Below are 26,036 nucleotides of genomic sequence, written 5' to 3' on the forward strand. Positions count from 1 at the left end.
CACACCGCCCGCCCCAGTTCCTCTCCGCACGTGGTTCTTCCCGCTTTCCCGTTGTGTCTCATACCGCCCTTCCGGGAGTCACTTCCATGCATGCCTTGCAGTACGCGATCACCCTCCCCGCCGACTACGACATGGGGATCATCCGGCACCGGGTGAAGTCCAAGGGTCATCTCCTGGACAGCTTCGAGGGGCTGGGGCTCAAGGCGTACGGCATCCGCGAACGCGGCACCGACGGCTCGCCCGTCAACCAGTACGCCCCCTTCTACCTCTGGGCCGACCCGCAGGCCATGAACCGTTTCCTGATGGGCGAGGGATTCCGCGGCGTCATCCGCGATTTCGGCCGCCCTGTGGTGCAGCACTGGCAGGGGCTCTTCTACGAGCAGGGCCCGTCCGCCGGCGCGCCACCCGGCGCGTTCTCCCGCCGCGCGCTGTCCCTCCCCGAGGGCACCGATCCGGCCACCGCCGTCGAGGCCGCACTGGCCGAGCAGCGGGAGTTGTCCCGTACGGACGGCGTGCACTCCACGGCCCTGGCCGTCGACGCCCGTCACTGGGAACTGCTGCACTTCACCCTCTGGGAGGACGCGGCACCCGAGACCGCCGGGGAGCGCTACCAGGTCCTCCACCTGTCCGCTCCGGGTGCCGGCCGGCTTCCCACCGGGAGGCAGTGGTGAGCCGGGCCGCCACCGTCCGTACGGTTCTGGGCGACCTCGCCCCCGAAGCGCTCGGTGTGACCGACGCGCACGACCACCTCTTCCTGCGCAGCCCGGTGCTGGCCGGCCAGGAACTCGACGACGCCGGTGCGGCGGAGGCCGAACTGCGTGCCTTCCGGGCAGCGGGCGGCGGCACGGTCGTCCAGTGGACGCCGTACGGAATGGGGCGCCGCGCCGCCGAACTGCCCCGGCTTTCCCGGGCGACGGGCGTCCACGTCGTCGCCGCGACCGGGCTGCACCAAGCGGTCCACTACCCCGCCGCGCTGCTGAAGGACATAGGGGAGGACCTGGCGTCGCTGTTCGTCGCCGAGTTGACGCAGGGCATCGGGAGCACCGGGAACAACGAAGGTTCCGCAGCCCCCGGCAACGTCGGAGTCACCGCGGACTCGGCAGCCACCGGGGATGTTGCAGTCACCGGGGAGTTTGCAGTCACCGGGCCGCGCGCCGGAATGATCAAGGTCGCCGGGGGCTTCCACGGCCTGGACGCACACGCCCGGTACACCATGACGGCAGCCGCCGAGGCGCACCACGTGACCGGTGCCGCCATCGGCGTCCACCTGGAACTGGGAACGGGCGCGGCGGACGTACTGGAGCTGCTCTGCGACAAGCTGGGGGTCCGTCCGGACCGGGTGATCCTGGGGCATCTCAACCGCTCACCCGATCTGACCGCTCACCAAGAGGTGGCCAGGACTGGCGCGTACCTGGCCTTCGACGGGCCTTCGCGGTCCCACCACGCCACGGACTGGCGGCTGCCCGACGCCCTGGCCGCGCTCGCCGACGCGGGATACGCGGACCGGCTGCTGCTGGGTGGTGACACCACGACGGCCGGTGCCCGCTCGGTGAACGGCGGGCCCGGTATGCCCTATCTGCTCCGGCGGCTGCGCCGGCGGCTCTCCCTCACTCTGGATCCCGCGCTGGTGGAACGGGTGCTGACCGTCAATCCGGGGCGCGCGTTCGCGGCGGAGTGGCCGCCGGGGGCGGGCGGGGAGGAGTGACCTCCGGCCGGGCCGGCAGCCCCTGCGGGCCCCTGGTCCGGCCGATGGCCGCACGTCTCCTCGGCCGCGTCCCCGGGCCGGTCGGAGGTCAGCTTCCGAGGATCACCAGCGGGTCGTCCAGCACCGGCTGCCAGGCCAGCTCCGCCGCCCCCACCAGGGAGTTGTGGTCCAGGCCGCACGGCAGGACCGGCACCCCTCCGCTGCGCCCCCACAGGCTGCGCTCGGCGACCACCGCGCGCAGCCGTTCCGGGTCGGCCTCCACCAGTGCGCGGTGCAGCCCCCCGAGGATGACGCGGTCGGGGTTGAGGATGTTGACGAGACCGGCGATGCCCAGGCCGAGCCGGTCGATGAGCAGGTCGGCCGCGGCCCGTACGGAAGGATCGGTGTACTCCTCGCGGAGCAGGTCGGCGGCCTGCTGGAGCAGCGACCCCTCGGGGCCCGGCGCGCGGCCCGCGGCGCCGAGGAAGGCCAGCGGGTCGGCCTCGACGTCCAGGCAGCCGCGGCTGCCGCAGTGGCAGGGCGCGCCCTCGGGGTTGACGGTGAGGTGGCCGACCTCCATGGCCAGGCCGGAACTGCCGCTGTGCAGACGGCCGTCCAGGACCAGCGCGCCGCCCACCCCCGGTGGCCGGAGGCGATGCACAGCAGGTGGCGGGCGCCCCGGCCGGCGCCGTGGCGATGCTCGGCAAGCGCCGCGAGGTTGACATCGTTGCCGGAGAAGCCGATCGCGGGGGTCACTCCTGGAATGCCGGCCGCGGCCAGCTCCCGCAGGAAGAGCCGCCGTACGGGCGCGCCGGCCGGCCAGGCGAGGTGCAGCGGGTTGAGTGCCTCGCCGTCCGGTTCGGCGACGGCGGAGGGTACGGCCAGACCGGCGCCCAGGCAGCGCCGGCCGGTCTCGCGCAGCAGCCCGGCCCCTGCCGCGACCGCCTCGGCCAGGACGTCGGCCGGGTCGGCGGGGATGGTGTCGCAGCCGCTGACGGTCGCCACGATGCGACCGCCGAGGCCGGCCAGCGCCACGCGGTAGCCGTCGGCGTGGATCTGGACGGCCAGGACGACCGGGCCCTCCTCGTTGAGGGACAGGCGGTGCGAGGGGCGTCCTTGGGAGCCCGCGGAGGCGGTCGGCCGGGAATCGACGGTGATCAGGCCGAGTGCCTCCAGTTCGGCGGCCACCGCGCCGGCGGTCGCGCGGGTCACGCCGAGTTCGGCGGTGAGCACGGCACGGGTGGGCGCGCGGCCGGTGTGTACGAGCTCCAGTGCGGGTCCGAGGGCACTGCGGCCCCGCTCCAACCTGGTTGTCCGAGTCTGGGTCACGCCCCTATTCTTGCTTTGTATCGGCGCTGAACAAAATAGGTACGGCTATTTCGGGGGCGGCGGGCCCGTGGTGGCCGTGCGGAAGGCCGCTGCGCGGGAGCCGTGGCGCGGAAACCGGCATACGGAAACCGGCGTTCAGGCGGAAGCCGGCGTTCGGGCGGAAGCCGGCGCGCACCGACCGGGCTGCGGGTACCGCTACCGGCGTACGGACGGCCGGGGCCCCATGAGTTCGTACGGTCCGTACATGCCGTACGTACGGTAAGGCTCCTACGCGCCACACAGTCCGTACGGACCGAGGTCGGGCCCGCCCCTCCCGCCGGACGAACGCCGTACGGCCGGGAGTTGCCGCGCGATCGCCGGGTAGGCGTCCTGATGAACGCGGCCGGTGGCGGATCATATCGGGCCGGACCCCGGCCGCGTGCGCCGTCCCCTGCGGAGTGCGGCCCCGCTCGGGCGGACGTCCGACCACCGGCGGGAATCGAGGACCGGATGCACACCACCCATCGCCTGCACGCCCTCATGCGCCTGACGTTCGGCAACCCGGTCTCCTTGGCCTACCTCGGTCTCGTCGCCGCGGCGCTGGCCTTCGCCGCGGTGGACACACTGTTCGTCTCACACCAGGACGCGTCGTTCTCCGGTATCTGGGCGGCCCTGCTGACCGCGCCCACGGTCTTCCCCCTGTGGCTCGCGGGCGGCGCGCTCTGGGGCGGTTCCGGCGCTCCCGGCTGGTACCTGACAGTGACTCTGATCCTTGCCGCCCTGGTCAACGCGCTGCTGCTGGGCCTGGCCCGCCGCGCCGTGCGGAGCCGGACGAGCGCGCGTTCGGCCGCCGCGGGCGGCGATGTCAGTGGGGGCTGGCACACTCGGCGGCATGGAGACCTCTGATTACGTCCAGACGCTTGAGCGGGACGGCCTGCTCCTCGCCGACGCCGCCGAGAAGGCCGGGCCGGATGCCCCGGTGCCGAGCTGTCCCGAGTGGCGGGTGCGGGATCTGGTGCTGCACATGGGACAGGTGCATCGCTGGGCCGCCGACCTGGTGGCCCGGGCACGGACGGAGCCCGTACGGTTCTCGGCAGCCGCGCCGGAGCTGGCGGACGAGGACCTGGTGCCGTGGCTGCAGGACGGGCACCGTGCCCTCGTCGAGACGCTGCGCTCGGCCGCCCCGGACATGACGTGCTGGACGTTCATGCCCGCCACCTCACCGCTGGCCTTCTGGGCGCGGCGGCAGGCACACGAGACGGCGGTGCACCGGGTGGACGCCGAAGGGGCGCTGGGCGTGCCCGCCACTCCCCCGCGGCCCGGCTTCGCCGTCGACGGCATCGAGGAGATCCTGCTGGGCTTCCACTCCCAGGAGAGGAGCCGGGTGCGTACGGAGAGGCCGACGACCGTGCAGATACGGGCCACGGACGTGCCCGGTGCGGCCTGGTCCGTACATCTGTCGTCGGCCCCGCCGCGTACGGAGCGGATATCGGGTGCGGCCGTGGAGGCGGCGTTCAAGAAGGGTACGGACGAGCCGAACGGCGCCAACAGCCGTGCGAGCGGCAGGAGCGGGGGCAGTGGCGCAGAGGATGAGAAGGGCGGGAACGGCGCGAACGACGTGAGCTGTGTGATCCAGGGGACGGCGGCCGAGCTGTACCTGTTCCTGTGGAACCGTCTGCCCCTGGACGCGGTGCGGGTGATCGGTGACATGGAACCGGCCCGGCTGTGGCAGGACCACTCCGCCATCTGATTCCGGACCACTGGCCACCATCACCCTTCCCTCCCGCAGAAGGACGGTGTCCTGTTGCGCCCTGGTGGCGGGGAGCACGTTCCTGGCGTTCCTGGTCTTCCTGTGGCGCGTGGTGACCGTACCGCGCCGCTGGGCGAAGGGCCGCCAGGTCCTGTCTCACCCGAGCCAGCCCGGCCGCACCAGCCCCGACTCGTAAGCCAGCACGACGAGTTGGGCGCGGTCCCGGGCGCCGAGCTTGACCATGGCCCGGCTCACATGAGTCTTGGCGGTCAGCGGGCTGACCACCAGCCGGCGGGCGATCTCCTCGTTGGACAGCCCGATGCCGACGAGCGTGAGCACCTCCCGCTCGCGGTCGGTCAGCACGTCCGGTGACGTCAGCGCGCCGGACGCCGCCGGCTCCTTGGACCGGGCGGCGAACTCGGCGATCAGACGGCGGGTGACGCCGGGCGAGAGCAGGGCGTCACCGTCGACCACGACCCGCACCGCGCGCAGGAGTTCGGCGGGCTCGGTGTGCTTGACGAGGAAGCCGGACGCGCCCGCGCGCAGCGCCTCGAAGACGTACTCGTCCAGTTCGAAGGTCGTCAGCATCACGACCTTGACCTGCGACAGGGCGGGGTCCTCGGTGATCCGGCGGGTGGCGGTCAGGCCGTCCAGGACCGGCATCCGGATATCCATCAGGACGACGTCCGGACGTGTGGCACGTACGGCGGCCAGCGCCTGTTCGCCGTCGGCGGCCTCACCGGTCACCTCGATGTCGGGCTGGGCGTCCAGCAGCGCCCGGAAGCCCGCGCGGACCAGCAGTTGGTCGTCGGCGAGCAGTACGCGGATCACATCTTCTCCTCGGTGGCCGTCCGGTCCACCGTATCCGCCGCCCTGTCCGTCACCGCTTTCGCTGCCCTGTCCGCCACTGGGTCCGCCGCCCTGCCCGGGCCGTCCGGGGGGCCGCTCGCGGCCTGCGGTGCCGCCTGAAGCGGGGTGGATTCCACGGGGGTGCCGCAGTTCATGGGGCCGGTGGAGGGCATGGGGACAGCGGTGGTCTCGGGGACAGCGGTGGTCTCGGGGACAGCGGAGTTCACCGGGATGCGCGCCCGTACGGTGAAGCCGCCGTCCGGCCGCGGGCCCGCGGTCACGGTGCCGCCGAGGGCCGCGGCGCGCTCCCGCATGCCGATCAGGCCGTTGCCGCCACCGGCTCGCTCGCCACCCGCCCCGCCGTCCGTCCTGCCGGCCGCCCCGCCGTCCGCCGCGGTGGCCGGTCCGTCGTCGTCCACCTGGATCTCCAGGCTCCGCGGGCCGTACGAAAGCCGTACGCGCGCGGTACGGGAACCGGAGTGCCGGACGATGTTCGTCAGTGCCTCCTGCACGATGCGGAAGGCTGCGAGATCGGCGCCGGGCGGCAGACCGGCCCGTCTGCCGCGCGTCGTGACCGCCACGGTCAGCCCGGCACCGCCGGCCTGTTCGATGAGTTCCGGCAGCCGGTCCAGGCCCGGTTCCGGGGAACGGGGCGCACGGCCACCAGGCGCGCGCAGCGTGTCCAGGACCTGTCGGACCTCGCCGAGCGCCTCCTTGCTGGCGGCCTTGATCGTGGTCAGCGCCTTCCGCGCCTGTTCGGGGTCGGCGTCCAGCAGGGCGAGACCGACCCCGGCCTGCACGTTGATGACGGAGATGCTGTGCGCGAGCACATCGTGCAACTCCCGGGCGATGCGCAGCCGTTCCTCGTCCGCGCGGCGCCGCGCGGCGGCCGTACGCTCGGCGCGCGCCCTGGCGAACTGCTCACGCCGGTTCCGCGCCAGCTCCGATACGGCCACGATCGCCACCGTCCATGCGATGGTGAGCAGTTCCTCCCGCCAAGGGGCTGGCCCGTCCGACGACGGCGGCAGCCATGCGTAGAGCCAGTGGCCGATCAGGACGTGGCCGAGCCAGACCGCGCCCATCGAGGCCCAGGCGACCCCGCGGTGACCGGCGATGACGGCGGCGAAGCAGCCCATCGGCAGCAGCACGAGAACGGGCCCGTACGGGAATCCGGCACCGAGGTGGAGCAGAATGATCAGCGCGGCACCCACGACGGCCGTGCGCGGGAGGCGGTGACGTACCAGCAGCAGGACGGCGCCGGCGAACAGCAGCAGATAACCGAAGTGGTCCAGTGGCACCCGGTCCGGCTGGTTCCTGGCGGCGAACCGCGAGCCGATCACCATGAAAGCGGTCAGCGCCACCGTCGAACGCCACGGCAGCCCGCCACCCCACCAGCCCGCCGACCGCCCGCCACCGGGCCACGACCACGCCGCCGTACCCCCGGCCTTGGCCCCGGTCTCGGCCCCGGCCGCCGTCAGCCCCTGGTCGCCTTCGGCCGCCACACACCACCACGGGCGGCGGCCGATACGGCGCCGGGCCGTCGCCGGCCCTCCATCGCCATCGTCCATGCCGTCACGCTAAACCGGCCCCCGGCCGAACGGCATCGCCCGCGCACAGCGGTCAGCCGTACTCCCCGAGGAGTACGGGGAGTAGGGGCACCACGGGGAGTACGGGCAGCGGGGGAAGCCGCGGCGCACGGGGAGTACAGGGAGTACGGGCTGCGGGGCGCAGGGCGAAAGCCCGCGGATCAGCGGGGAGTCGGCAGGCCCACGCTCCGGCCCAGTTCCTCGGCGGCCTGCTCGAAGAACTCCGCACGCGCGCCGACGACTCCGTGGAACTGCCCGAAAAGTTCGAAGCTCACCAGCCCGAAGAGCTGGGCCCAGGCCCCGATGAGCCGCGCCACGACGGCGCCGGGCAGCTCGACCCCGAGTTCGGCCGCCAGCGCCAGCGCCTCACCGATGACCACATCGGGCAGCGGATCGGCGGGCTCTTTCAGCCGGCCGGCGGCGTATGTCTCATGTACCACCGCGATGAGCGCCAGGCCGACGCGGGCGGCCGGCTGCGTGGTGGACCGGGGCGCGCTGTAGCCGGGCACGGGTGAGCCGTAGATCAGGGCGTACTCATGGGGATGGGCCAGCGCCCAACTCCGTACGCCTTGGCAGATGGCGGTCCACCGGGCCATGGGCCGGGCACGCACCACCGTGGGAAGCACGACGGTCGCTCCGGCCCGCTCCGCCGCCTCCCCGACCGCGTTGTACGCATCGATGATCAAGGCCGTGAGCAGTTCGTCACGGCTGGGGAAGTAGCGGTAGAGCGCGGAAGAGACCATGCCCAGCTCTCGGGCGACGGCGCGCAGCGACAGCTTCGCCGCCCCCTCGGAGGCGAGCTGCCGACGGGCCTCGTCCTTGATGGCGATGGCGACTTCGCCACGAGCCCGCGCCCTGGCTCCTGGGATCGCAGTCATGGAGAGCAGTGTGCCAGTCCCTGAGCACTGCCCAAAAACGAGAGCACCGATCAGGAACGAGAGCACTGCTCTCGAAAGAGAGCAGTGCTCTTGCGCGGTGCACCGCTCTCGTGCACACTGCTCACCAGCAAGCGAGAGCGGTGCTCTCTAAACAGATCAGTGATCTCAAAAAAGAGCAGTGCTCCTGCTCTCGGACTCGCTCACCGCTACGACCGCAGAACTCGTTTCATCCCTACGGAGGACCTCATATGCCGCACTACATCAAGCCCGGCCGCCTGGCGGCCCGTCTCAACGGCGTCATCGGCTGGCTGGCCCGGCGCGGCATCAGCCTGGCCGGTGCGGCGGATCTGGCGGTGCGCGGGCGCAAGAGCGGTGAGTGGCGCCGCGTCCCGGTCAACCCCATGACCTTCGAAGGGGGGCGCTATCTGGTTTCCGCGCGCGGCGACTCCGAATGGGTACGCAACATGCGCGCGGCGGGCGGCGGCGAGCTGCGTGTCGGGCGCCGTAGCCAGCCGTTCACCGCCGTCGAACTGCCCCCGGCCGACACGGCGCCGATCCTGCGTTCGTACCTGGAGCGCTGGGGCTGGGAGGTGAAGTCCTTCTTCGGTGAGGTCGATGCCAGGTCCAGTGACGAGGAACTCCTCGCGGCGGCGCCCCAGCACCCCGTTTTCCGCATCACCGCGACGACCACGGCCTGAGTTCGCCGATCACCCGTGCTGTCCGGACCACGGCCCGCCCCACCCACCGATGACGGGCCGACCTGTCCGCCGCCGGCCCGTCATCCCGACGCGTACGTGCTGCTGGGCGCGCGGCCCACCGGCACATACGCGTACAACGTATATACGCACACACGTATGTACGTTCGTATACCCGCACGTACCGCGTATATACGTACGGGGATCGCTCAGGGGCGGTCCAGAGCGCTCAGTGCGCGGCGCGCCGCCGGGTGGGTACGGACGATCTCCGCCAGCGTGGTGGTGCCCCGGGTGATGCGCGCGAAGGCGTGCCAGGCGGGGCGGAAGCCGGTGATCGCGGTGTGCAGCAGGCCGGGGCGGCGGGAGAAGACCGCGAGCATACGGCGGCCCACGCCCATCTCCACACCCAGTCCGGCCTTGATGGCGAAGGCGTAGTTCAGGGCCTGGCGCCGGGCGTCCACCGCGTCGTGGGCCTCGGCGACCCGTACCGCCCACTCCCCCGCGAGCCGCCCGGAGCGCAGCGCGAAGGAGATGCCCTCGCGGGTCCACGGCTCCAGCAGCCCCGCCGCGTCCCCGCACACCAGCACCCGGCCGCGGGAGAGCGGCGAGTTGTCGGCGCGGCAGCGCGTCAGGTGTCCGGAGGAGACGCTGGGCTCGAAGCCGGCGAGTCCGAGTCGTCCGATGAAGTCGTCCAGGTAGCGCTTGGTGGCCCCGCCGTCGCCACGGGCGGAGATCACTCCGACGGTGAGCGTGTCGCCCTTGGGGAAGACCCATCCGTAGCTGCCGGGCAGCGGGCCCCAGTCGATGAGTACCCGGCCCTTCCAGTCCTCGGCGACGGTGGCGGGCACCGGGATCTCCGCCTCCAGGCCCAGGTCGACCTGTTCGAGCTGCACACCGACGTGCGCGCCTATGCGGCTGGCGCTGCCGTCCGCGCCGACCACCGCGCGCGCCAGCACGGTCTCTCCGTCGTTCAGCACCACGGCGACGGTCCGCCGGTCGGGGACCTCGGGTCCGTGCTGCTCGACGCGTGAGACCGTGACGCCCGTGCGGATCTCGGCGCCCGCCTCGCGTGCCACCTCCACCAGCCCGGCGTCGAACTCGGGGCGGTTGATGAGGCCGAAGAGCATGTTCTTGGAGCGGCGGGTACGGGTGAGCCGGCCGTTCAACGAGAAGGTGACCGCGTGCACCCGGTCGCGCAGCGGCAGTTCGAAGCCGGGCGGCAGCGAGTCGCGCGAGGGGCCGATGATGCCGCCGCCGCAGGTCTTGTAGCGGGGCAGTTCGGCTTTCTCCAGCAGCAGCACCCGGCGGCCCGTGCAGGCAGCGGCGTACGCGGCCGACGCTCCCGCGGGCCCCGCGCCCACGACCACGACGTCCCACACCGGCCGTCTGTCCCCGTCCCCGCCGTCGCCGCCCTCCTCCGCCGCGCCGGCAGCGGCCGCGCGGTCATCAGCCGCGCGGCCATCGGCCGGGCTCCCGTCGGTCGCGCGCTCCCCCGCCGCGTTCGCGCCGCCGTCCTGCGCGGCGCGCTCGCTGTTGTCCCCGGCTGCGTTGTCCCCGGCTGCGCTCTCGCTGCTCACCTGTGCTGCTGCTCCCGTTCGATGCCGTGCTGCGCGTACCGCCCGCATCCTACGGCGCCCCGTCCGGCGCGCCTTTGTGTGGGAAGATCGGGGGCACATTCGCCCGTACGTACGGATCGTCCGCCGGTCCCGCGCCGGACTTTCCGGGAGTACAACGCCGCGCCCACAAGGAGCGTTCCATGCCTGACAGCCCGCTCGCGCAATCCGTAGCCTCGCTTCAGTCCCGGGCCAAGGCCGAACTGGCCGAGCTGGTGGCCTTCAAGTCCGTCGCCGACCCCGCGCAGTACCCCAAGAGCGAGTGCGAGGGGGCCGCCCGGTGGGTCGCCGACGTGCTGCGGGCCGAGGGCTTCCAGGACGTGGCACTGCTGGACACCCCGGACGGCACCCAGTCCGTCTATGGCTATCTTCCCGGCCCGGAAGGCGCTCCGACGGTCCTGTTGTACGCGCACTACGACGTGCAGCCGCCGCTGGACGAGGACGCCTGGATCTCGCCGCCCTTCGAGCTGACCGAGCGCGACGGACGCTGGTACGGCCGTGGCGCCGCGGACTGCAAGGGCGGTCTGATCATGCACCTGACGGCGCTGCGCGCGCTGAAGGAGAACGGCGGCGTCCCGGTCGGCGTCAAGGTGATCGTGGAGGGCTCGGAGGAGCAGGGCACCGGCGGCCTGGAGCGGTACGCCGAGGAACACCCCGGTCTGCTGGCCGCCGACGCGATCGTCATCGGTGACACCGGCAACTTCCGGCTGGGCGTGCCGACGGTGACGGCGACGCTGCGCGGCATGACGCTGGTCAAGGTCCGGGTGGACACCCTGGAGGGCAATCTGCACTCCGGGCAGTTCGGCGGCGCGGCCCCCGACGCGCTCGCGGCGCTGATCCGCATGCTGAACTCGCTGCGCGCCGAGGACGGCTCCACGACCGTGGCGGGCCTGCCGGCGGACGCGGAGTGGGAGGGTCTGCAGTACCCGGAGGAGGACTTCCGCAAGGACGCCAAGGTGCTCGACGGCGTCGGTCTGGTGGGCACCGGTACGATCGCCGACCGCCTCTGGGCCCGGCCCGCCGTCACGGTCCTGGGCATCGACTGCCCGCCGGTGGTCGGCGCCACCCCGTCGGTGCAGGCGGGTGCCGGGGCGCTGGTGAGCCTGCGGGTGCCGCCGGGCACGGACGCCACCGAGGCGACCAAGCTGCTCACCGCGCATCTGGAGAACGCCGCTCCGTGGGGCGCGCGGGTGCAGGTGGAGCAGATCGGGGAGGGCCAGCCGTTCCGGGCGGACACCGGCAGTCCGGCGTACGCGTCGATGGCGTCGGCCATGCGTGAGGCGTACGACGGCGCGGAGATGCAGACGTCCGGGGAGGGCGGCTCGATCCCGCTGTGCAACACGCTGGCGGCGCTCTACCCGCAGGCAGAGATACTGCTCATCGGGCTGAGCGAGCCGCTGGCGCAGATCCACGCGGTCAACGAGAGCGTCTCGCCGGAGGAACTGCGGCGGCTCTCGCTGGCCGAGGCGCTCTTCCTCCAGCGGTACGCGGCCACCAGGAGCTGACCGGACGCCCGGGATCCGGGCGCCGAGCGCCCAAAGGCCGGGCCGGCTCCGGGGCCGGAGCCGGCCCGGCGACCGGGCCCGCGCGGTCCCCGCCGCCGGCCGCCGGCGCCCGCCCGGCGTTCACTGCGCCGTCTCACCCCACAGGGACGCCCGCCTCCAGGTTGACCGGGCATCCCTGCCGGCGTGCGCGCAGGGCCCAGCGCAGCCGGTTCCAGCGCACCGGCGGCAGCATCGTGCGTGCCTCGCTCTCGGTGACGAAGCGCCAGCCGCGCAGTTCGGAGCAGGGCAACAGCAGGTCCCGTATCTGCTCGCCGGGCAGCCGTCCGCCGTCGAAGAGCAGCCGCAGCCCGCCGAAGGCGGGGGGCTTGGGCGGTTCCCAGTCCAGTACCAGCAGTTTGGGCGCGCTCTGGAGGCGTATGCCCAGTTCCTCGGCCACCTCGCGCAGGCCGGCGCGGGCGGGCGGCTCGCCCGGCTCCACGATGCCGCCCGGGAACTCCCAGCCCGGCTTGTACGTCGGATCGACCAGGAGCACCCGGTCCTCCTCGTCGAAGAGCAGCACCCCGGCGGCCAGCGTCTCGGCGGTCGGCTCCGGGGTCTGGACGATGTCGCAGGCCCCGGCCCCGTTCCGGACGGCCTCGGCGACCCGCTCGGCGGCCTGACGGGGCGTCAGCCGTGTGGTGTCGATGATGTACGCGTCCTGTTTGATCCAGTCCAGCGCGCTCTGGTACGGCCCGAGCTGCTCCAGGCACCACGAGCGCACCGACTCGCTGCCCTCCACGTCCCCGGGGATCTCCTCGCGTCCGGCTATGCGCTCCCGGAGGATCGTTTCCTCCGTGTGCAGCACCATATGGCGTACGGGGATACGGCGAGCCGCGAGGCCGCCGAAGATCTCGTCGCGGTACTCCTGCCGCAGCAGCGTCATCGGCGTGATCAGCGGGCCCGGCACCTCGGTCAGCAGGGCCAGGGCGGTGTCCACCACGAGCCGGCGCCAGGACGGCAGGTCCTGGTAGTCCTCGACCTCCCCCAGGCGCCTGGCGGGCAGCATGTGCCGCAGTCCGCCGCCGAGCAGTCCGGGGTCGTAGAGCGTACTGCCGGGAAGCAGGTCCAGCAGTTGCCGGGCCGTAGTGGTCTTGCCCGCACCGAACGCGCCGTTCAGCCAGACGATCACGTTTCCCCCTCGTCCCTAGACCCCAGTGAGTTGCCCGCAACACCCTGCCACGGAAACGCCCGGGGCCGGGGCCGGGGATTCCGGAACGGCCGGTACTGGGGGAGCGCCTAGCCGCGCGGGGCCGGGGACGTCGCCTTTTCCACCTTCGGCGCGATCCCGGAAGGTTTGAAAACGCCTTTGTACGCGCTGATGGCGGCGACGGCCGCCACGAGGATGCCGGTCACCACATCCTTACCCGCGAAATCCCCGGCGAAGTAGGCGCTCCCCAGCCCCACCAGCACCGAAATCACCACCTGCACACCGGTTCTCACCGCCCGGCTCCACTGTGGCTGATTGACGATGGCGATGAGCATCGGCGAGGCGAAGCCCAGGATCAGCGCCCACATCTGTGCGTTCGTCACGGGAACTCCCTTCCCCGTAGGGCCCGTAGGAGATGTATCCGGAGAGTGGCCCCGTGCGGGTCCGCCGACAAGCCCGCGCGCACGCAATTCCTCGTGCGCCGGAAAGGTGAGCCGCCGAACGCGGAAGATGCGCACTTCCCCGGCCGTGCCTCAGCCCTTGCCGGCGCCCAGCGTCAGACCGGCGATGAAGTGCCGTTGCAGGAGCAGGAACACCAGGATGGTGGGGAGGGCGACCAGGACCGAGCCGGCCGCCAGCAGGTTGTAGTCGGTGAAGAACTGGCCCCGCAGATTGTTCAGCGCGGAGGTGACCGGGAGTTTGTCACCGTCGGAGATGAAGACCAGGCCCCACAGGAAATCGTTGTACATCCAGGTGAATTGCAAGGTGCCCAGAGCGGCGAGGGCCGGCCGGCACAGCGGCAGGGTGACGCGCCAGTACTGGGTCCATACGCCCGCGCCGTCGACGATGGCTGCTTCGAGGATTTCCCTCGGGAGGGTGCGCATGAAGTTCGCCAGGACGAAGACGCAGAATCCGAGCTGGAAGGCGATCTGTACGGCGATGACGGCCCACAGGGAGTCGTAGAGCGTCATGGAGTCGGACATCCAGTACGGCAGCGGGACCTTGTTGAACAGCACGTACAGCGGGGTGACGATGACCTGCTGGGGCAGCAGGTTCCCCGCCGTGAAGACCATGAGCAGGACCATCGCACCGCGCAGCCGCAGCCGGGCGACGGCGAAAGCCACGAACGACGCCAGGAAGAGCGTGACGAGCACGCCGGGGACGGCGATGAGGAGCGAGTTCAGGAAGTACCTGCTCATCCCGGAATCGAGGAGAGCCTGTTTGTAGTAGGCGAAGGAGAGGTGGCGCGGGAGGGAGAAATAGCCGTATTCGGAGGTCTCCTGGTACGGGCGCAGCGAGGCGTACACCGCGAGCAGGAGGGGCGCGAGGAAGGCCAGCGAGACGACGAGCAGGAACGCCTGTGTGCCGAACCGGCCGCGGCGGCGGGCCCCGACGGGCCGTACGGGGCGCTCCCGCCGCTGCGCGGGGGGCAGGACGATACCGGCGGGCAGGGTCATCGTTTCTCTTCCCCTCTGAGTTCCTGGACGAGGTAGGTCACGATGAAGCCCAGGGAGACCAGGAGCAGTACGACGGCGATGGCCGATCCGAAGCCGATGCGGGCCGCTTCACCGATGATGTTGTCGGTCACCAGGACGGACAGCAGTTCGAGACCGTTGCGGCCCTTGTTGATGGCGTAGACGATGTCGAAGGCGCGCAGCGATTCGATGACGGTGATGACGCCGACGATGATGTTCACCGGGCGCAGGGTCGGCAGCACCACGCGGAAGAAGGTCTGCCGCTCGTTCGCGCCGTCGATGGCCGCGGCTTCTTTGAGGGTGGGATCGACGGATTTCAGGCCGGCCAGGTAAAGAATCATCACATAGCCGGTGTGGCGCCAGCAGGCGGCCAGCAGAACCATCCATATATTGAGGTCCGGATCACCGAGCCAGTCGGTGGGATTCCGCTTGTCCGCCAGTACGGCATTGAGCGCGCCCTGGTCCCGGGAAAGGATGAGCTGGGCGATGAAGCCGACGACGGCGAGGGAGAGCACCACCGGCATGTACAGCGTGGACTGATAGAAACGGCTGAAGCGGACGCCCCGGTCGATGAGAACGGCGAGCAGCAGCCCGAAAGGAGTGGCGATCAGTCCGAGGAAGGCCAGCCACAGCAGGTTGTGCCGGACCGCCGGCCAGAATTGCGGATAGTTCGTGAAGAGGTTCTCGTAATTCTTTCCCCCGGCCCATTGGATGTCGCCGATGCCGTCCCAGGTGGTGAAGGACAGGCCGATGGAGGCGAGTGTCGGCCCCCAGATCAGGGCCAGGTCGAGCAGGATCGGTATGCCCAGCAGTACGCCGAGGACGGCCAGATCGCGGCGGGTGTGGCGCCGCGGGCCGCGCCGCCGGGCACGCCGCGCGAGGGGTGTGGGCACTGCGGTTCTGCCAACTGCGGTCTTCGGTACTGCGGTGTTCGGCACTGCTTCCGGCTCCCCGTGGGTCACGTCGGGCGGGCCGGGAGCGTCGGTCTCCCCGGCCACCTTCGAGCGCGTCGGTCTGGTCCGCTCCCGTGCTTCACTCCGTGGCGAAGATCTGTTTCTTCTGCCGCTCGATGTCGTTCACCAGGCCGTCGATGTCGTCCGGTTTGGTGATGAACTGCTGAATCGCCTGGATCATGACCGTGGAGGCGAAGTCCGGCCGGGTGTCACGGTCCATGAACTGCGATATCTGTTTGGCGCCCGAGACGAGCCGTGCGGCTTTCTTCTGGAGCACGTTGTAGGAGGTGGTGTCGGCGCCGGAGTTGACGGCGACGTTGTTGGGGTCGCTCTTGAGGTAGATCTCCTCCGCCCGGGGGTGGCCAGAAACTTCAACAGGTCCTTGGCGCCACCGACGTCCTTGGCCTTCTTCGACATCAGGAACCCGTCGATGGGCGCCTCGACCGCGTCCTGACCGTGGGCGGGATCGATTTCGGGGAAGGGGAAGAAGTCCAGATCCTCCCGGTCCGCGGCGCTGAACTGCTGGCCCGGGTGGGGCAGCCCGAGAACCGTCATGCCGGCCCGCTTCCTCTGGAGGGTCTGCGCGGCCTCCTGCCACGTACGGCCGTTGGCGCCCTTTTGGTGGTACGGCATCAGCCCGCGCCACAGATCGAAGACCTGCCTGACCTGCGGACTGGTCCAGGATTTCTGACCGCGCATCAGCGCGATGTGGAAGTCGTAGCCGTTGGCCCGCAGATCGAGGTAGTCGAAGGTCCCCATCGCGGGCCAGCCGTCCTTGTCCCCGAACGCGAAGGGCACCAGGCCGTCCTTCTGCATGCGCTTGGCCAGTGCCCGGTATTGATCGAAGGTCTTCGGGACTTCATAGCCCTTGTCTTTAAAGACACTCTTCCGGTGGAAGACTGCCCACGGGTAGTAGTAATAGGGAACGAAGTACTGCTTGCCGTCCTTGCCGGTGGACTGCTTCTTCAGTGCTTCGGAGAACCCCTCGAAGCCCCGCCACAGATCACTGATCTCGGTGAGCAGACCCTTCTGCGCGAAGTACTGCATGCGGTAACCGGCGAACCACATGAAGACGTCGTCCGGGGTGCCCTGGAGGTAACGGTTGATGTTCTCCTGGAAGTTCTCGTGGTTGACGGTGTTGACCTTGACCGTTTTCTTCGACTCCTTCTCGTACGCCTTGAAGGCTTCGGCGAAGGCTTTCTTCGGTACGGCGTCCGAGGCGTTGGAGCCCAGCGTGACACCGCTCGGGCCGCCGCCGCAGGCGGCCAGCAGGGACGGCAGGGCCAGGACCCCGGCGCCGGTCGCCGCACCGCGCAGCAGCGTACGCCGGGACATCCCCCCGGACGTCCGAGGTCCTCTCGGGCCGCCATACGCCGCAGATCCACTGAACGTCGGCTGGACCATGTCCCCTCCTCGTCAGGGATGGAACCAAACAGAAACGAACGCGAGTGGGGGGATCTCACTCCCAATAACCAGCCACGTCAAGGGTTTTGACGGGGAGCCCGCCAACCGTTACCGCTACTCTTCCAACAGACTCCAACAAGCCCTACCGTAAACACTCGCCAGTGACCGGTCCATGACTCCACTGCACCTCTTGTGAGGACGGAGGACGCGACGCATGCGCCCACACACCCCCAGGACCATCCGGCACGGTCGCCGAAGAATCGTCGGAGCGCTGTCCGCGGCGGTCCTGTGTACGGCGGGGCTGACGGCCCTGCCGGCCACGGCCCGCGCGGCCGGCCCGGCGGGTGCCGCGAGCACCGCCGCCGACGCCGACGACGACACCTCTGGAACAGCCGTGGCACCCCGGCTCCCCGACGGACTCGCCAAGACGCCCCCGATGGGTTTCAACAACTGGAACTCCACGTACTGCCGGGCCGAATTCAACGAGGCGATGATCAAAGGCATCGCCGATCTCTTCGTGGAGAAGGGCCTGAAAGCGGCGGGCTATCAGTACGTCAACATCGACGACTGCTGGGCCAGGCCCACCCGTGACGCCCAGGGCAAACTCGTCCCGCACCCCACCCGTTTCCCCAACGGCATCAAGGCCGTCGCGGACTACATCCACTCCAAGGGCCTGAAGTTCGGCCTCTACACCAGTGCGGGCACCAGGACGTGCGATCCGGTCGGCATGCCCGGCGCCCTGGGCCATGAGGCATCCGACGCCCGGCAGTTCGCCGAGTGGGGCGTGGACTACCTCAAATACGACAACTGCAACAACCAGGGTCTGGACGCCAAGAAGCGATACATCACCATGCGCGACGCCCTGAAGGCGACGGGGCGTCCCATCGTCTACAGCATTTGCGAGTGGGGGGAGAACAAGCCCTGGCTGTGGGCGGCGGACGTCGGCCATCTGTGGCGTACGACCGGCGACATCAAGGACAACTGGGCGAGCATGGTCTCGATCCTGAAGAAGAACCTGCCGCTGGCGCCGTACGCGGGCCCCGGGCACTGGAACGACCCGGACATGCTGGAGGTCGGCAACGGCGGCATGAGCGGCACGGAGTACCGCAGCCACTTCTCGATGTGGTCGATGATGGCCGCACCCCTGCTGATCGGCACCGACCTGCGCAAGGCGACGCCCGAGACCTTCGAGATCCTCAACAACCGCGAGGTCATCGCGCTGGACCAGGACCCGCTGGGCAAGCAGGGCACCGTCGTGAAGTCCGAGAACGGCCGCTGGACCGTGGCCAAGCAACTGGCCGGCGGCGACCGGGCGGTGGCGCTGTTCAACGAGACCGACCAGCCGCAGCGCATCACCACGACCGCCAAGGCCGTGGGCCTGCCCAAGGCGCCCGGCTACCGGCTGCGCGACCTGTGGAAGCACCAGGACTTCCACACCACCGGCACGATCTCTGCGACCGTTCCGGCGCACGGCACGGTCGTCTTCCGCGCGTCCGTGGACAAGCGCTGGGCCATGTACCCGCCGGCGGTCGAGGCCGGCACGGACCGTACGCCCATGATCGAGGCGGGCCACACCGCCGGACTGCGCACCTCCGTGGCCAACTTGGGCCGTGCCCCCGCCCGGGACGTCGAGGTCGGGCTCACCGGCCCGCAGGGCTGGCGGATCAAGGCCCTCTCGCCGACCCGCGCCGATGCCCTCCCCGGCGGAAAGAACCTGGTCACCTCGTGGCAAATCGTTCCGCCCGACCATGCGAAGGCCGGCGCGTACGAGCTGACGCTGACCGCCGGCTACCGCTCGCCGGGCGGGCAGCGCATCACCTCCACACCGGCCGCGATGGCGTACGTGGTGATGCCGCCACCCCGCGGGACCCCGTACGCCAGTGACCTGCCCTGGCTGGACGCGACCAACGGCTGGGGCCCGGTGGAGAAGGACACCAGCGTCGGCGAGAAGAACGCCGCTGACGGCAAACCGATCGCCATCGGCGGCGTCCGGTACGCCAAGGGACTCGGGACGCACGCGCCGAGCGCGGTGACGTTCTACACCGGCGGGCGCTGCACGGCCTTCCGTGCACAGGCCGGGATCGACGACGAGTCGGGCGACAACGGCTCGGTCACCTATGAGGTGTGGGCGGACGGGAAACGGGTCGCCGCGACCGGGATCCTGACCGGCAAGGACCCGGCCAAGACGGTCAGCGCCGATGTCTCCAAAGCGCATATGGTCAAGATCGTGGTGACGGACGCCGGGAACGGCATGACGTACGACCACGCCGACTGGGCCGATGCGAAGTTCACCTGCTGAACCGGCGTGCCACCGGGCCGGTGACCCGCTGAGCCGGTGACCCGCTGAGCGCCACCGGGGCCGGGTCCCCGAAACGCCGCTGAACCGCTGGGCGGACCCACTACGGGTCCGCCCAGCGGTCATCGGGGCCGTCGGTCATCGAGGCCATCGGTCCGCCGGCCGTGTTCTTCAGCGCTCACCGCGGTCGATGGCGGCGACCTCACGTACGGCCTCGGCGACGGCGCGGAAGTCCTTGCGCAGGATCGCACCGTGGTTGCTGGGGACCTTCGCGTGGATGCGGATGTTCGGGTTGCGTTCGGTCACCGCGGGGAGGCTGGTGCGTATCTGCTCGTGCCCGCCCTGGCTGCCGAAGGACTCCCCCGAAGCAACCACGTACCGCGTCGGGACGGTGATGCCGTCAAGAACGGGGCCCAGCTCCTGCGCGCAGGCGAGTTGGCCCAGCTCGATGTTGCTGTCCGCCATCTGGTCGGCGGTCATCCGCGGGGTCAGCCCCGTCGGGCGCAGCAGCGGCATGACCCAGCGCCATCGCCGGAACGCCTTCCGGATCCCCTGTTCCAACTCCTCGGTGAGCCAGTCGTACGGCTGCGCGCCCTCGACCAGGACCGCGCCCACGCTGCGGCCGGGGTTCCGGCCGGCCCAGTGGGCCGCGACGAACGCTCCGTAGGACCAGCCCACCACCAGCACCCGGTCCACGCCCCGGGCCGCGAGCACGGCATCGACATCCCGGACGGCGGCCTCGAAGGAGTAGTCCGCCGAACGCCGCGACTTCCGGCCGCGGGCCCGCTCGTCGTAGGTGATGTGCCGCCACTGCGTACCCAGGTCGGCGATGACCCGCCGCCAGTACCCCTGCGTGGCGAACTGGCCGTTGAGGTAGATCACGGGGGTGCCGGTACCGCCGGTGTCGGTGACGGCCAGGGCCGTATCGTCGACCGGCACCATGCCGGTCCAGCTCGTCTCGGTTAAGAAAGTGCTGCCGTTAGTCATATGTCCCGCCTGAGGGGTCAAGTGCGCGTTGTTCGACTTCTCCGTGCCGTGCACATGGATCACCCGGACCGGACCGGACGCCCGTCTGCCCGCGCTCCCGTGCCGGGCGGTATCACTCGCAGTAGACCCGCATCTTGGAGCTGGGGTCGTCGAGGTCGACGATGACGTCGTCGAGGTGCTCGATGAGGTCATCGAGGTGCTGCGGCTTGAGCTCGGCGAGGTCGATCGGTACGCCGGCCTTGGCCAGCTCCGCGTTGACCTTGGTGATGGCCGCCGGCGGGAGCAGGGTGGTGAGCCGGACGCCGGCGCGCAGCAACTGCAGCGGGACACGGACGTTGAGCCGGGTGGGGCCGCCGCCGGTCTCGTCCTCGGCGTCCATGACCACGCGCAGGTACTTGGGCCGGGCCTTCGGGCGGTACGTCGACTCCGGCGGCGTCCCGGGCTGTTGGCGCTGGAGCGCTTCGATCAGCCGCTCCGCCTCGTCCGCGGTGATCTTTCCTTCGGCCAGCATCTCCAGGATCTGGCGGCGCTGCTCGTTCATATGTGTGCTCCTGTTTCTCCGAGTCATCTGACGCCGACCAGCACGGCTGTCCGGCCCTGCGCCATCTCGAACCGGGTGCCGGGCAACGCCCACAGGACCTGTCCGGCACCGCGCAGCGCACCTCCCGGGCCGATCCGGAAGATGAGACATGCGACCACTGCGCCCAGTACGGCGAGCAGCAGCAGCGGCGACAGCACCAGCACCGCCGGCACGACGGGGATGTACAGCCGCACCCGCCGGCCGTTGGAACGGTGTACGCGCACCGTCACCAACTGCGGGATCACCGGTTCCGCTCCAGTTCGGCCAGGGCGTCCTCGGTGTCGATCTCTCCCCGGCGCAGTCGGTCGATGACGTCGGCTGCGCTGGTGGGTGCCGGATCGACATCGACGAAGTCGAGCTGTTCGGCGATCCGCTTCAGCCGGGACTTGACCGTCGGGTAGCTCACCCCGAAAACCCGCTCCATCTCCTTGATGGATCCGTGCGCCCGGACGAACGCGGCGACGAAGACCTGGTCGTCGCTGTCGAGTTGGGCCAGTTGCGGCGGCTCGAACCGCCCCTCGACCGCGACGCCGTTGTCGAGGAGACGGACCCGCTCGACCGCGAACGGCCGACCGCGCGTCAGGTCCGTCAGGTCCTGCCAGTCCATCCTCGGCTCCCTACTCTCGGCGACCTGTTCACGCTCCATGTCTATCTTGATATTTTCAATGCGTCAACGCACGGGCTTTCAGTTTCTTAAGTTCGACTTTGATTATTCGACTTCTCGGCGAACCGACCACCCGGATCAGCAGTCGGCAGTCGGCAGTCGGCAGTCGGCGTTGCGCCGGTATCGGGGCAGCGTCCAGTCCGCGAGTACAGGAGCAGCCCCGCCAGGGTGTATCCGATGAGGAACCCCGCGAGCCCCGCGCCAGGCTCCGGTCGGACGGTGCCAGGGGCAGGCTGACGAGCGTGGACACGGCGGAGCGCCCCCGGAGCGGGAGGCGCGCACGTCGGGGTCGGGAGATGAGGGCATACCGCCGCCCTGCCCCGTGCGGGCCCGGACGATGATGCCCCTTGCTCGGCCGCGTGGAGGTCTACATCAGGCGGTGGGAGCGAAGGTGGGGAGGTGGGTCTGCTGGGCGGCAGCCGCGGCGCCGATCAGGCCGGCGTCGGTGCCCGTACGGGCCGGCAGGACCGTCAGGTCCCGGACGTAGGACAGGGTGGCGTACTCACGCAGGGCCCGGCGCAGCGGTGTGAACAGGATGTCTCCGGCACCCGCCACTCCCCCGCCGATGACGGCGATCTCGATCTCGACCAGGGCGGCGGTGGCCGCGATGCCCGCGGCCAGGGCCTGGGCGGCACGCGCGAAGGAGCGGACGGCGACGGGGTCGTGGGCGCGGGCCGCGGCGGCGACGGCCGCGGCACTGGTGTCCCCGTCGGGGCCCGGACGCCAGCCGTCCGCCAGGGCGCGGCGGGCGATGTTGGGTCCGCTGGCGATGCGCTCGACGCAGCCCCGGGCGCCGCAGGGGCAGACGTCGCCGTCCAGATCCACACTGATGTGGCCGATGTGACCGGCGTTTCCGGTGGGGCCGGGGTGCAGTCGGCCGTTGAGGACGAGACCGCCGCCCACGCCCGTGGAGACCACCATGCACAGGGCGTTGGCGCGACCGCGTGCGGCGCCCTGCCAGTGTTCGGCCGCGGCCATCGCCACCCCGTCGCCCACCAGCACCACCGGGCGCCGACCGGCCAGCGACCGCACCTCCCGGACGAGCGGGAAGTCCCGCCAGCCGGGGATGTTGACCGGGCTGACCGTACCGGCCTTGGCGTCCACCGGGCCGGCACTGCCGATGCCGACCGCCGCCACCCGGGACCAGTCCGGCCCCGCGGCCAGCTCGCCGAGCACCTCCGCCACCGCCCGCATGACCGTCGTGCCGTCCTCGCCGGCCGGGGTGGGGCGGGCGGCCCGTAGGAGCAGCCTGCCGTGGCCGTCCACCAGGGCACCGGCAATCTTCGTGCCGCCGATGTCCAGCGCTGCGCTCAGGTCCGTGTGCATCGGTGTGGATTCTCCTGGTGGACGGGCGGGCGCTCCGGAGGCGGACCCGGAGGGGGATCACCAGTCTCGCCGCAGTTGACAACGTTGTCTAGAGGATATGCTCGCTGCCACACGTCCGCACACACCCGCACGCCCGCAAAGCACCCGAGGGGTTACCTCAAGCATCACCTCCCCACCATGCGACGGGCCCGACTGCCAACAGAACCGCCTCTGCCGGTATCGACTCGGAAGCAATTCAGACCCCCTCCTGACGAGACCGCCCCGGGCCCGGAACCGCCCCTGCCCGACCGGGCTTCCACGAATCCGGCCGGTCCCCACCAGCCCACTCCGACAACCCCGCCGGACCATCCCACAGAAACAGGACCGCGTACCGTGACCGACACCGCCCGGGGCACGACCCGCCGCTACGGAACCCGGCCCACGATGAAGGACGTGGCGGCACGCGCCGGCGTCGGGCTCAAGACGGTCTCCCGTGTGGTCAACGGCGAGCCGGGCGTCACCGCGGACACCGAACGGCGCGTCCAGGAAGCCATCACCGCGCTGGGCTTCCGCCGCAACGACTCCGCCCGCATCCTGCGCAAGGGCCGTACCGCCAGCATCGGCCTGGTCCTGGAGGACCTGGCCGACCCCTTCTACGGCCCGCTCAACCGTGCCGTCGAGGAGGTCGCCCGGGACCACGGCGCCCTGCTGATCAACGGTTCCAGCGCCGAGGACCCGGCGCGCGAACAGGAGTTGGTGCTCGCGCTGTGTGCCCGGCGCGTGGACGGCCTGGTCATCATCCCGGCGGCCGACGACCACCGGTATCTGGAGCCGGAGATCGCGGCGGGCGTGGCCACCGTCTTCGTCGACCGCCCCGCCGGGCGCATCGACGCCGATGTCGTGCTCTCGGACAGCTTCGGCGGCGCGCGGGAGGCGGTGGCCCATCTGATCGCGCACGGCCACCGCCGCATCGGCTTCATCGGCGACCAGCCCCGTATCCACACCGCCACGGAGCGGCTGCGCGGCTATCGCGCGGCGATGGCCGACGCGGGTCTGCCCGTCGACGAGTCCTGGGTCTCGCTGGGCTCCACCGCCGCCGAGCGCGTACGGTTCGCGGCCACCGCCATGCTGGACGGCCCGCACCCGGTCACGGCGCTGTTCGCGGGCAACAACCGGGTCACCGTCCGAGTCGTCCGCGTCCTGGCCGAGCGCCCCCGCCCCGTCGCGCTCGTCGGCTTCGACGACTTCGAGCTCGCGGACCTCGTCACCCCCGCCATCACGGTCGTCGCCCAGGACGCGGCACGTCTGGGCCATACCGCCGCGAACCTCCTCTTCCGCCGACTGGACGGAGCCGCCGAGGCGCCGCGCCGGCTGGAGATCCCCACCCGGCTCATCCCGCGCGGCTCCGGCGAACTCCCCCCTGTCTCGGCCTGAACCGCGTCCTGGCGCCCCTCCCCGGCGCACGCTTTGCACCAGCCGTCGCCACCACCGCGCGACATCCGCCTTCCACCCCGCGCCCATCGCCCCCACCCCCGTCGCCCCGCACCGACGGACCGCGCAACGCGGGCCCGCGCGTACGCCCCGGCCACGTACACCGATGTCGCGGACGTGGATGTCGCGTACGAACGTCATGCTCGCACGAGGCACTGACAACGGCCCGGCCGCGCGACCGCGGGACACCGGGGCGACGCACCAGGGGCACCAGGCGAACCAGGGGCACCAAGGGGTGCCTGGGACGCCACGGCGGCGGATCAGCGCGCCGGGACGGCCGTCAGTGCGGCCGGCCGCCCGCCCGCCCGGCCAGCCCGTCGAGGTCGGCTCGCGTCAGCCCGGTCAGCCGGGACACCTCGGCGCTGTCCAAAGCGCCGCAGTCCAGCCCGCGCAGCAGGTACCCGCTGAGTGCCTTGGCGGTGGCCAGCTCGTCCATGACGTCCGAGCCCGCCTTGGCCACGTACGCCGTCAGCCGGTCGGCGGCCTGCTCAAGTCCCTCGCGGTAGAAGGCGTACACGGCGGCGTAGCGGGTGGGCAGATGGGCCGGGTGCATGTCCCAGCCCTGGTAGTACGCGCGGGCCAACGACCGCCGTACGAGGCCGTGATGGAGGCGCCAGGCGTCGTGCACCCGTGAAGTCGGGCCGACGGGAAGGACGTTGGTAGAGCCGTCCGACAGCCGCACGCCGGTGCCCGCGGCGGCCACCTGCATGACGGCCTTGGCGTGATCGGCCACCGGGTGGTCCAGGGACTGGTGGGCGGCGCCGACCCCGCAGGAGGCGCTGTAGTCGAACGTGCCGTAGTGCAAGGAGGTGGCACGGCCTTCGGCGGCCTCGATCATGCGGGCGACGGTGGCGCGGCCGTCGGGTCCGAGGATCGCCTGGGTGGTCTCGATCTGGATCTCGAACCCGATGCGACCGGGCGCCAGGCCCCGGGCCTTCTCGAAGGCGTCGAGCAGCCGGACCATCGCGGTGACCTGTTCGGCGTAGGTCACCTTCGGGAGGGTCAGCAGGAGTCCGTCCGGCAGGCCGCCCGCCTCCATGAGGCCGGTGAGGAAGATGTCCAGGGTGCGGATGCCGCGGTCGCGGACGGCGGCCTCCATGCACTTCATGCGGATGCCCATGTACGGCGCGGTGTCCGCAGGGGTGCCGTCCCGGTACGCGGCGGCGACCAGCTCCGCCGCACGGGCGGCGGCCTCGTCCTCCTCGGCGTCGGGGCGCGGCCCGTACCCGTCCTCGAAGTCCACCCGCAGGTCCTCGACCGGCTCGCGCTCCAGCTTGGCCCGCACCCGTTCGTACACCGGCCGGGCCAGTGCGTCGGAGAGCCCCAGTACGGAGGCGAGCGCGGCGGCGTCGGGGGCGTGCGCGTCGAGGGCGGCGAGGGCCGCGTCCCCCCAGGAGCGGACGGTGCCGGCGGTGAAGGCGTCGGCGGGCACATAGACCGTGTGGACGGGCTGGCGGGTCCCGGGGTCTCCGGGGTAGCGGCGCGCGAGCTGGGTGTCGACCTCGGCGAGGTAGGCGCCTATGTCTTTCCTTACAGCGGGCGCGAGGCTGGTCGCCACGGTCCGGTGCTGCCCCATTCGGCTCTCGCCGTCCTTCCGGTGCTCGCGCCCGCGTCCACGTCCGGGCCCGTCGCCGCGCGGGCGCGCCGACCCTGCCGACCGGACAATGCTTCCGCTGTACGGAATCAATAATCCGCACACCGAAGCTATCCACGCCCGGCGCCAAGGTCAACACCCCTCCAGGGGAACCGTCGCCCCGCCCGCCGCCCCCAGCCGTCGCCCGCCCGTCCCCTGCCCGCCTCCCCCGCAGCCGTGAGGCCCCGTACGCA

24 protein-coding genes and 1 pseudogene are annotated in these 26,036 nt (G+C 71.1%); 9 read left to right on the forward strand and 16 right to left on the reverse strand.

Annotated elements, in window-relative coordinates; translation table 11 throughout:
- Window positions 1-86: 86 nt before the first annotated feature.
- Together KGS77_RS03735 and KGS77_RS03740 are read left to right on the forward strand one after the other, a co-directional pair.
- Window positions 87-671, forward strand: a complete 585-nt coding sequence (locus tag KGS77_RS03735) for a DUF4865 family protein (RefSeq protein ID WP_242578665.1) — start codon at window positions 87-89, stop codon at window positions 669-671.
- Window positions 668-1,705, forward strand: a complete 1,038-nt coding sequence (locus KGS77_RS03740; protein WP_242578666.1) for a phosphotriesterase — start codon at window positions 668-670, stop codon at window positions 1,703-1,705. Before KGS77_RS03735 ends, KGS77_RS03740 begins: the two co-directional genes overlap by 4 nt.
- An 88-nt stretch (window positions 1,706-1,793) precedes the next feature.
- On the opposite strand, the pseudogene KGS77_RS03745 reads toward KGS77_RS03740, so the two are convergent.
- Window positions 1,794-3,013 (reverse strand): annotated as a pseudogene (locus tag KGS77_RS03745) (ROK family protein).
- A 489-nt stretch (window positions 3,014-3,502) separates the two neighbouring features.
- Here KGS77_RS03745 and KGS77_RS03750 point away from each other — a divergent pair.
- From KGS77_RS03750 to KGS77_RS34865, 3 genes are all read left to right on the forward strand, one after another.
- Window positions 3,503-3,898 carry a hypothetical protein gene (locus tag KGS77_RS03750; RefSeq protein ID WP_242578667.1) on the forward strand — a complete coding sequence of 132 codons (396 nt, stop codon included), beginning with the start codon at window positions 3,503-3,505 and terminating at the stop codon, window positions 3,896-3,898.
- Entirely contained in the window at window positions 3,885-4,742 is an 858-nt protein-coding gene (locus KGS77_RS03755) for a maleylpyruvate isomerase family mycothiol-dependent enzyme (protein ID WP_242578668.1), read from the forward strand. Before KGS77_RS03750 ends, KGS77_RS03755 begins: the two co-directional genes overlap by 14 nt.
- 109 nt (window positions 4,743-4,851) lie before the next feature.
- Window positions 4,852-4,938: a hypothetical protein gene (locus KGS77_RS34865; RefSeq protein WP_347404576.1), complete on the forward strand. Its 87-nt coding sequence runs from the start codon at window positions 4,852-4,854 to the stop codon at window positions 4,936-4,938.
- Here the strand turns inward: KGS77_RS34865 and KGS77_RS03765 are convergent.
- The 3 genes from KGS77_RS03765 to KGS77_RS03775 all read right to left on the reverse strand — a co-directional run bounded on the left by KGS77_RS03765 (window position 4,899) and on the right by KGS77_RS03775 (window position 8,055).
- A complete protein-coding gene (locus tag KGS77_RS03765) occupies window positions 4,899-5,573 on the reverse strand; it encodes a response regulator transcription factor (RefSeq protein ID WP_242578669.1) in 675 nt (224 codons plus the stop codon). The two genes, KGS77_RS34865 and KGS77_RS03765, sit on opposite strands and share 40 nt — an antisense overlap.
- The gene (locus KGS77_RS03770) at window positions 5,570-7,159 is read right to left on the reverse strand and encodes a sensor histidine kinase (RefSeq protein WP_242578670.1); all 1,590 of its coding nucleotides are present in this window, start codon (window positions 7,157-7,159) and stop codon (window positions 5,570-5,572) included. The genes KGS77_RS03765 and KGS77_RS03770 overlap by 4 nt, the downstream gene beginning before the upstream one ends.
- A 179-nt stretch (window positions 7,160-7,338) precedes the next feature.
- Complete coding sequence (locus KGS77_RS03775; protein WP_242578671.1) at window positions 7,339-8,055, reverse strand: TetR/AcrR family transcriptional regulator; 717 nt, start codon at window positions 8,053-8,055, stop codon at window positions 7,339-7,341.
- A gap of 248 nt (window positions 8,056-8,303) precedes the next feature.
- Between KGS77_RS03775 and KGS77_RS03780 the strand changes: the two genes are divergently transcribed.
- Window positions 8,304-8,753 (forward strand): nitroreductase family deazaflavin-dependent oxidoreductase, encoded by a 450-nt coding sequence (locus KGS77_RS03780; RefSeq protein WP_242578672.1) that lies wholly within the window; start codon window positions 8,304-8,306, stop codon window positions 8,751-8,753.
- A 206-nt stretch (window positions 8,754-8,959) separates the two neighbouring features.
- Here KGS77_RS03780 and KGS77_RS03785 read toward each other — a convergent pair whose 3' ends face one another.
- Window positions 8,960-10,129 carry a geranylgeranyl reductase family protein gene (locus KGS77_RS03785; protein ID WP_242587278.1) on the reverse strand — a complete coding sequence of 390 codons (1,170 nt, stop codon included), beginning with the start codon at window positions 10,127-10,129 and terminating at the stop codon, window positions 8,960-8,962.
- A gap of 377 nt (window positions 10,130-10,506) precedes the next feature.
- Between KGS77_RS03785 and KGS77_RS03790 the strand changes: the two genes are divergently transcribed.
- Window positions 10,507-11,868: a dipeptidase gene (locus KGS77_RS03790; RefSeq protein WP_242578673.1), complete on the forward strand. Its 1,362-nt coding sequence runs from the start codon at window positions 10,507-10,509 to the stop codon at window positions 11,866-11,868.
- Between the two features lie 133 nt (window positions 11,869-12,001).
- Here the strand turns inward: KGS77_RS03790 and KGS77_RS03795 are convergent, their stop codons facing one another.
- From KGS77_RS03795 to KGS77_RS03815, 5 genes are all read right to left on the reverse strand, one after another.
- Window positions 12,002-13,036: an NUDIX hydrolase gene (locus KGS77_RS03795; RefSeq protein ID WP_242578674.1), complete on the reverse strand. Its 1,035-nt coding sequence runs from the start codon at window positions 13,034-13,036 to the stop codon at window positions 12,002-12,004.
- A 107-nt stretch (window positions 13,037-13,143) separates the two neighbouring features.
- Complete coding sequence (locus tag KGS77_RS03800; protein ID WP_242578675.1) at window positions 13,144-13,437, reverse strand: hypothetical protein; 294 nt, start codon at window positions 13,435-13,437, stop codon at window positions 13,144-13,146.
- 150 nt (window positions 13,438-13,587) lie between these two features.
- Window positions 13,588-14,511: a carbohydrate ABC transporter permease gene (locus KGS77_RS03805; RefSeq protein ID WP_242578676.1), complete on the reverse strand. Its 924-nt coding sequence runs from the start codon at window positions 14,509-14,511 to the stop codon at window positions 13,588-13,590.
- Window positions 14,508-15,422 (reverse strand): sugar ABC transporter permease, encoded by a 915-nt coding sequence (locus tag KGS77_RS03810; protein WP_242578677.1) that lies wholly within the window; start codon window positions 15,420-15,422, stop codon window positions 14,508-14,510. The genes KGS77_RS03805 and KGS77_RS03810 overlap by 4 nt, the downstream gene beginning before the upstream one ends.
- Before the next feature lie 237 nt (window positions 15,423-15,659).
- Window positions 15,660-16,817 (reverse strand): ABC transporter substrate-binding protein, encoded by a 1,158-nt coding sequence (locus KGS77_RS03815; RefSeq protein WP_242578678.1) that lies wholly within the window; start codon window positions 16,815-16,817, stop codon window positions 15,660-15,662.
- 283 nt (window positions 16,818-17,100) lie between these two features.
- Between KGS77_RS03815 and KGS77_RS03820 the strand changes: the two genes are divergently transcribed.
- Entirely contained in the window at window positions 17,101-19,185 is a 2,085-nt protein-coding gene (locus KGS77_RS03820; protein ID WP_242578679.1) for an NPCBM/NEW2 domain-containing protein, read from the forward strand.
- Between the two features lie 168 nt (window positions 19,186-19,353).
- Here KGS77_RS03820 and KGS77_RS03825 read toward each other — a convergent pair whose 3' ends face one another.
- The 5 genes from KGS77_RS03825 to KGS77_RS03845 all read right to left on the reverse strand — a co-directional run bounded on the left by KGS77_RS03825 (window position 19,354) and on the right by KGS77_RS03845 (window position 22,739).
- Window positions 19,354-20,169 carry an alpha/beta hydrolase gene (locus KGS77_RS03825; protein WP_242578680.1) on the reverse strand — a complete coding sequence of 272 codons (816 nt, stop codon included), beginning with the start codon at window positions 20,167-20,169 and terminating at the stop codon, window positions 19,354-19,356.
- Between the two features lie 112 nt (window positions 20,170-20,281).
- A complete protein-coding gene (locus tag KGS77_RS03830; protein WP_242578681.1) occupies window positions 20,282-20,710 on the reverse strand; it encodes a hypothetical protein in 429 nt (142 codons plus the stop codon).
- A gap of 23 nt (window positions 20,711-20,733) precedes the next feature.
- Complete coding sequence (locus tag KGS77_RS03835) at window positions 20,734-20,994, reverse strand: hypothetical protein (RefSeq protein WP_242578682.1); 261 nt, start codon at window positions 20,992-20,994, stop codon at window positions 20,734-20,736.
- Complete coding sequence (locus tag KGS77_RS03840; RefSeq protein WP_242578683.1) at window positions 20,991-21,395, reverse strand: DUF2089 family protein; 405 nt, start codon at window positions 21,393-21,395, stop codon at window positions 20,991-20,993. The genes KGS77_RS03835 and KGS77_RS03840 overlap by 4 nt, the downstream gene beginning before the upstream one ends.
- 390 nt (window positions 21,396-21,785) lie before the next feature.
- Window positions 21,786-22,739, reverse strand: a complete 954-nt coding sequence (locus KGS77_RS03845; protein WP_242578684.1) for an ROK family protein — start codon at window positions 22,737-22,739, stop codon at window positions 21,786-21,788.
- A 372-nt stretch (window positions 22,740-23,111) separates the two neighbouring features.
- Between KGS77_RS03845 and KGS77_RS03850 the strand changes: the two genes are divergently transcribed.
- On the forward strand, window positions 23,112-24,152 hold the full coding sequence (locus tag KGS77_RS03850; RefSeq protein ID WP_242578685.1) for a LacI family DNA-binding transcriptional regulator: 1,041 nt from the start codon (window positions 23,112-23,114) through the stop codon (window positions 24,150-24,152).
- A 337-nt stretch (window positions 24,153-24,489) separates the two neighbouring features.
- Here KGS77_RS03850 and KGS77_RS03855 read toward each other — a convergent pair whose 3' ends face one another.
- Entirely contained in the window at window positions 24,490-25,785 is a 1,296-nt protein-coding gene (locus KGS77_RS03855; RefSeq protein WP_242578686.1) for an HpcH/HpaI aldolase/citrate lyase family protein, read from the reverse strand.
- Between the last annotated feature and the right edge of the window lie 251 nt (window positions 25,786-26,036).

It is taken from the genome of Streptomyces sp. MST-110588 (assembly GCF_022695595.1).
GTDB lineage: Bacteria > Actinomycetota > Actinomycetes > Streptomycetales > Streptomycetaceae > Streptomyces.

Excerpts from the sequence above, each read along its gene's own strand:
- KGS77_RS03735 (WP_242578665.1), top strand. The coding sequence starts at position 87 with ATGCATGCCTTGCAGTACGCGATCACCCTCCCCGCCGACTACGACATG.
- KGS77_RS03750 (WP_242578667.1), top strand. The coding sequence starts at position 3,503 with ATGCACACCACCCATCGCCTGCACGCCCTCATGCGCCTGACGTTCGGC.
- KGS77_RS03755 (WP_242578668.1), top strand. The coding sequence starts at position 3,885 with ATGGAGACCTCTGATTACGTCCAGACGCTTGAGCGGGACGGCCTGCTC.
- KGS77_RS03770 (WP_242578670.1), bottom strand. The coding sequence starts at position 7,159 with ATGGACGATGGCGATGGAGGGCCGGCGACGGCCCGGCGCCGTATCGGC.
- KGS77_RS03775 (WP_242578671.1), bottom strand. The coding sequence starts at position 8,055 with ATGACTGCGATCCCAGGAGCCAGGGCGCGGGCTCGTGGCGAAGTCGCC.
- KGS77_RS03780 (WP_242578672.1), top strand. The coding sequence starts at position 8,304 with ATGCCGCACTACATCAAGCCCGGCCGCCTGGCGGCCCGTCTCAACGGC.
- KGS77_RS03790 (WP_242578673.1), top strand. The coding sequence starts at position 10,507 with ATGCCTGACAGCCCGCTCGCGCAATCCGTAGCCTCGCTTCAGTCCCGG.
- KGS77_RS03805 (WP_242578676.1), bottom strand. The coding sequence starts at position 14,511 with ATGACCCTGCCCGCCGGTATCGTCCTGCCCCCCGCGCAGCGGCGGGAG.
- KGS77_RS03815 (WP_242578678.1), bottom strand. The coding sequence starts at position 16,817 with ATGTCCCGGCGTACGCTGCTGCGCGGTGCGGCGACCGGCGCCGGGGTC.
- KGS77_RS03820 (WP_242578679.1), top strand. The coding sequence starts at position 17,101 with ATGCGCCCACACACCCCCAGGACCATCCGGCACGGTCGCCGAAGAATC.
- KGS77_RS03825 (WP_242578680.1), bottom strand. The coding sequence starts at position 20,169 with ATGACTAACGGCAGCACTTTCTTAACCGAGACGAGCTGGACCGGCATG.
- KGS77_RS03830 (WP_242578681.1), bottom strand. The coding sequence starts at position 20,710 with ATGAACGAGCAGCGCCGCCAGATCCTGGAGATGCTGGCCGAAGGAAAG.
- KGS77_RS03840 (WP_242578683.1), bottom strand. The coding sequence starts at position 21,395 with ATGGAGCGTGAACAGGTCGCCGAGAGTAGGGAGCCGAGGATGGACTGG.
- KGS77_RS03845 (WP_242578684.1), bottom strand. The coding sequence starts at position 22,739 with ATGCACACGGACCTGAGCGCAGCGCTGGACATCGGCGGCACGAAGATT.
- KGS77_RS03855 (WP_242578686.1), bottom strand. The coding sequence starts at position 25,785 with ATGGGGCAGCACCGGACCGTGGCGACCAGCCTCGCGCCCGCTGTAAGG.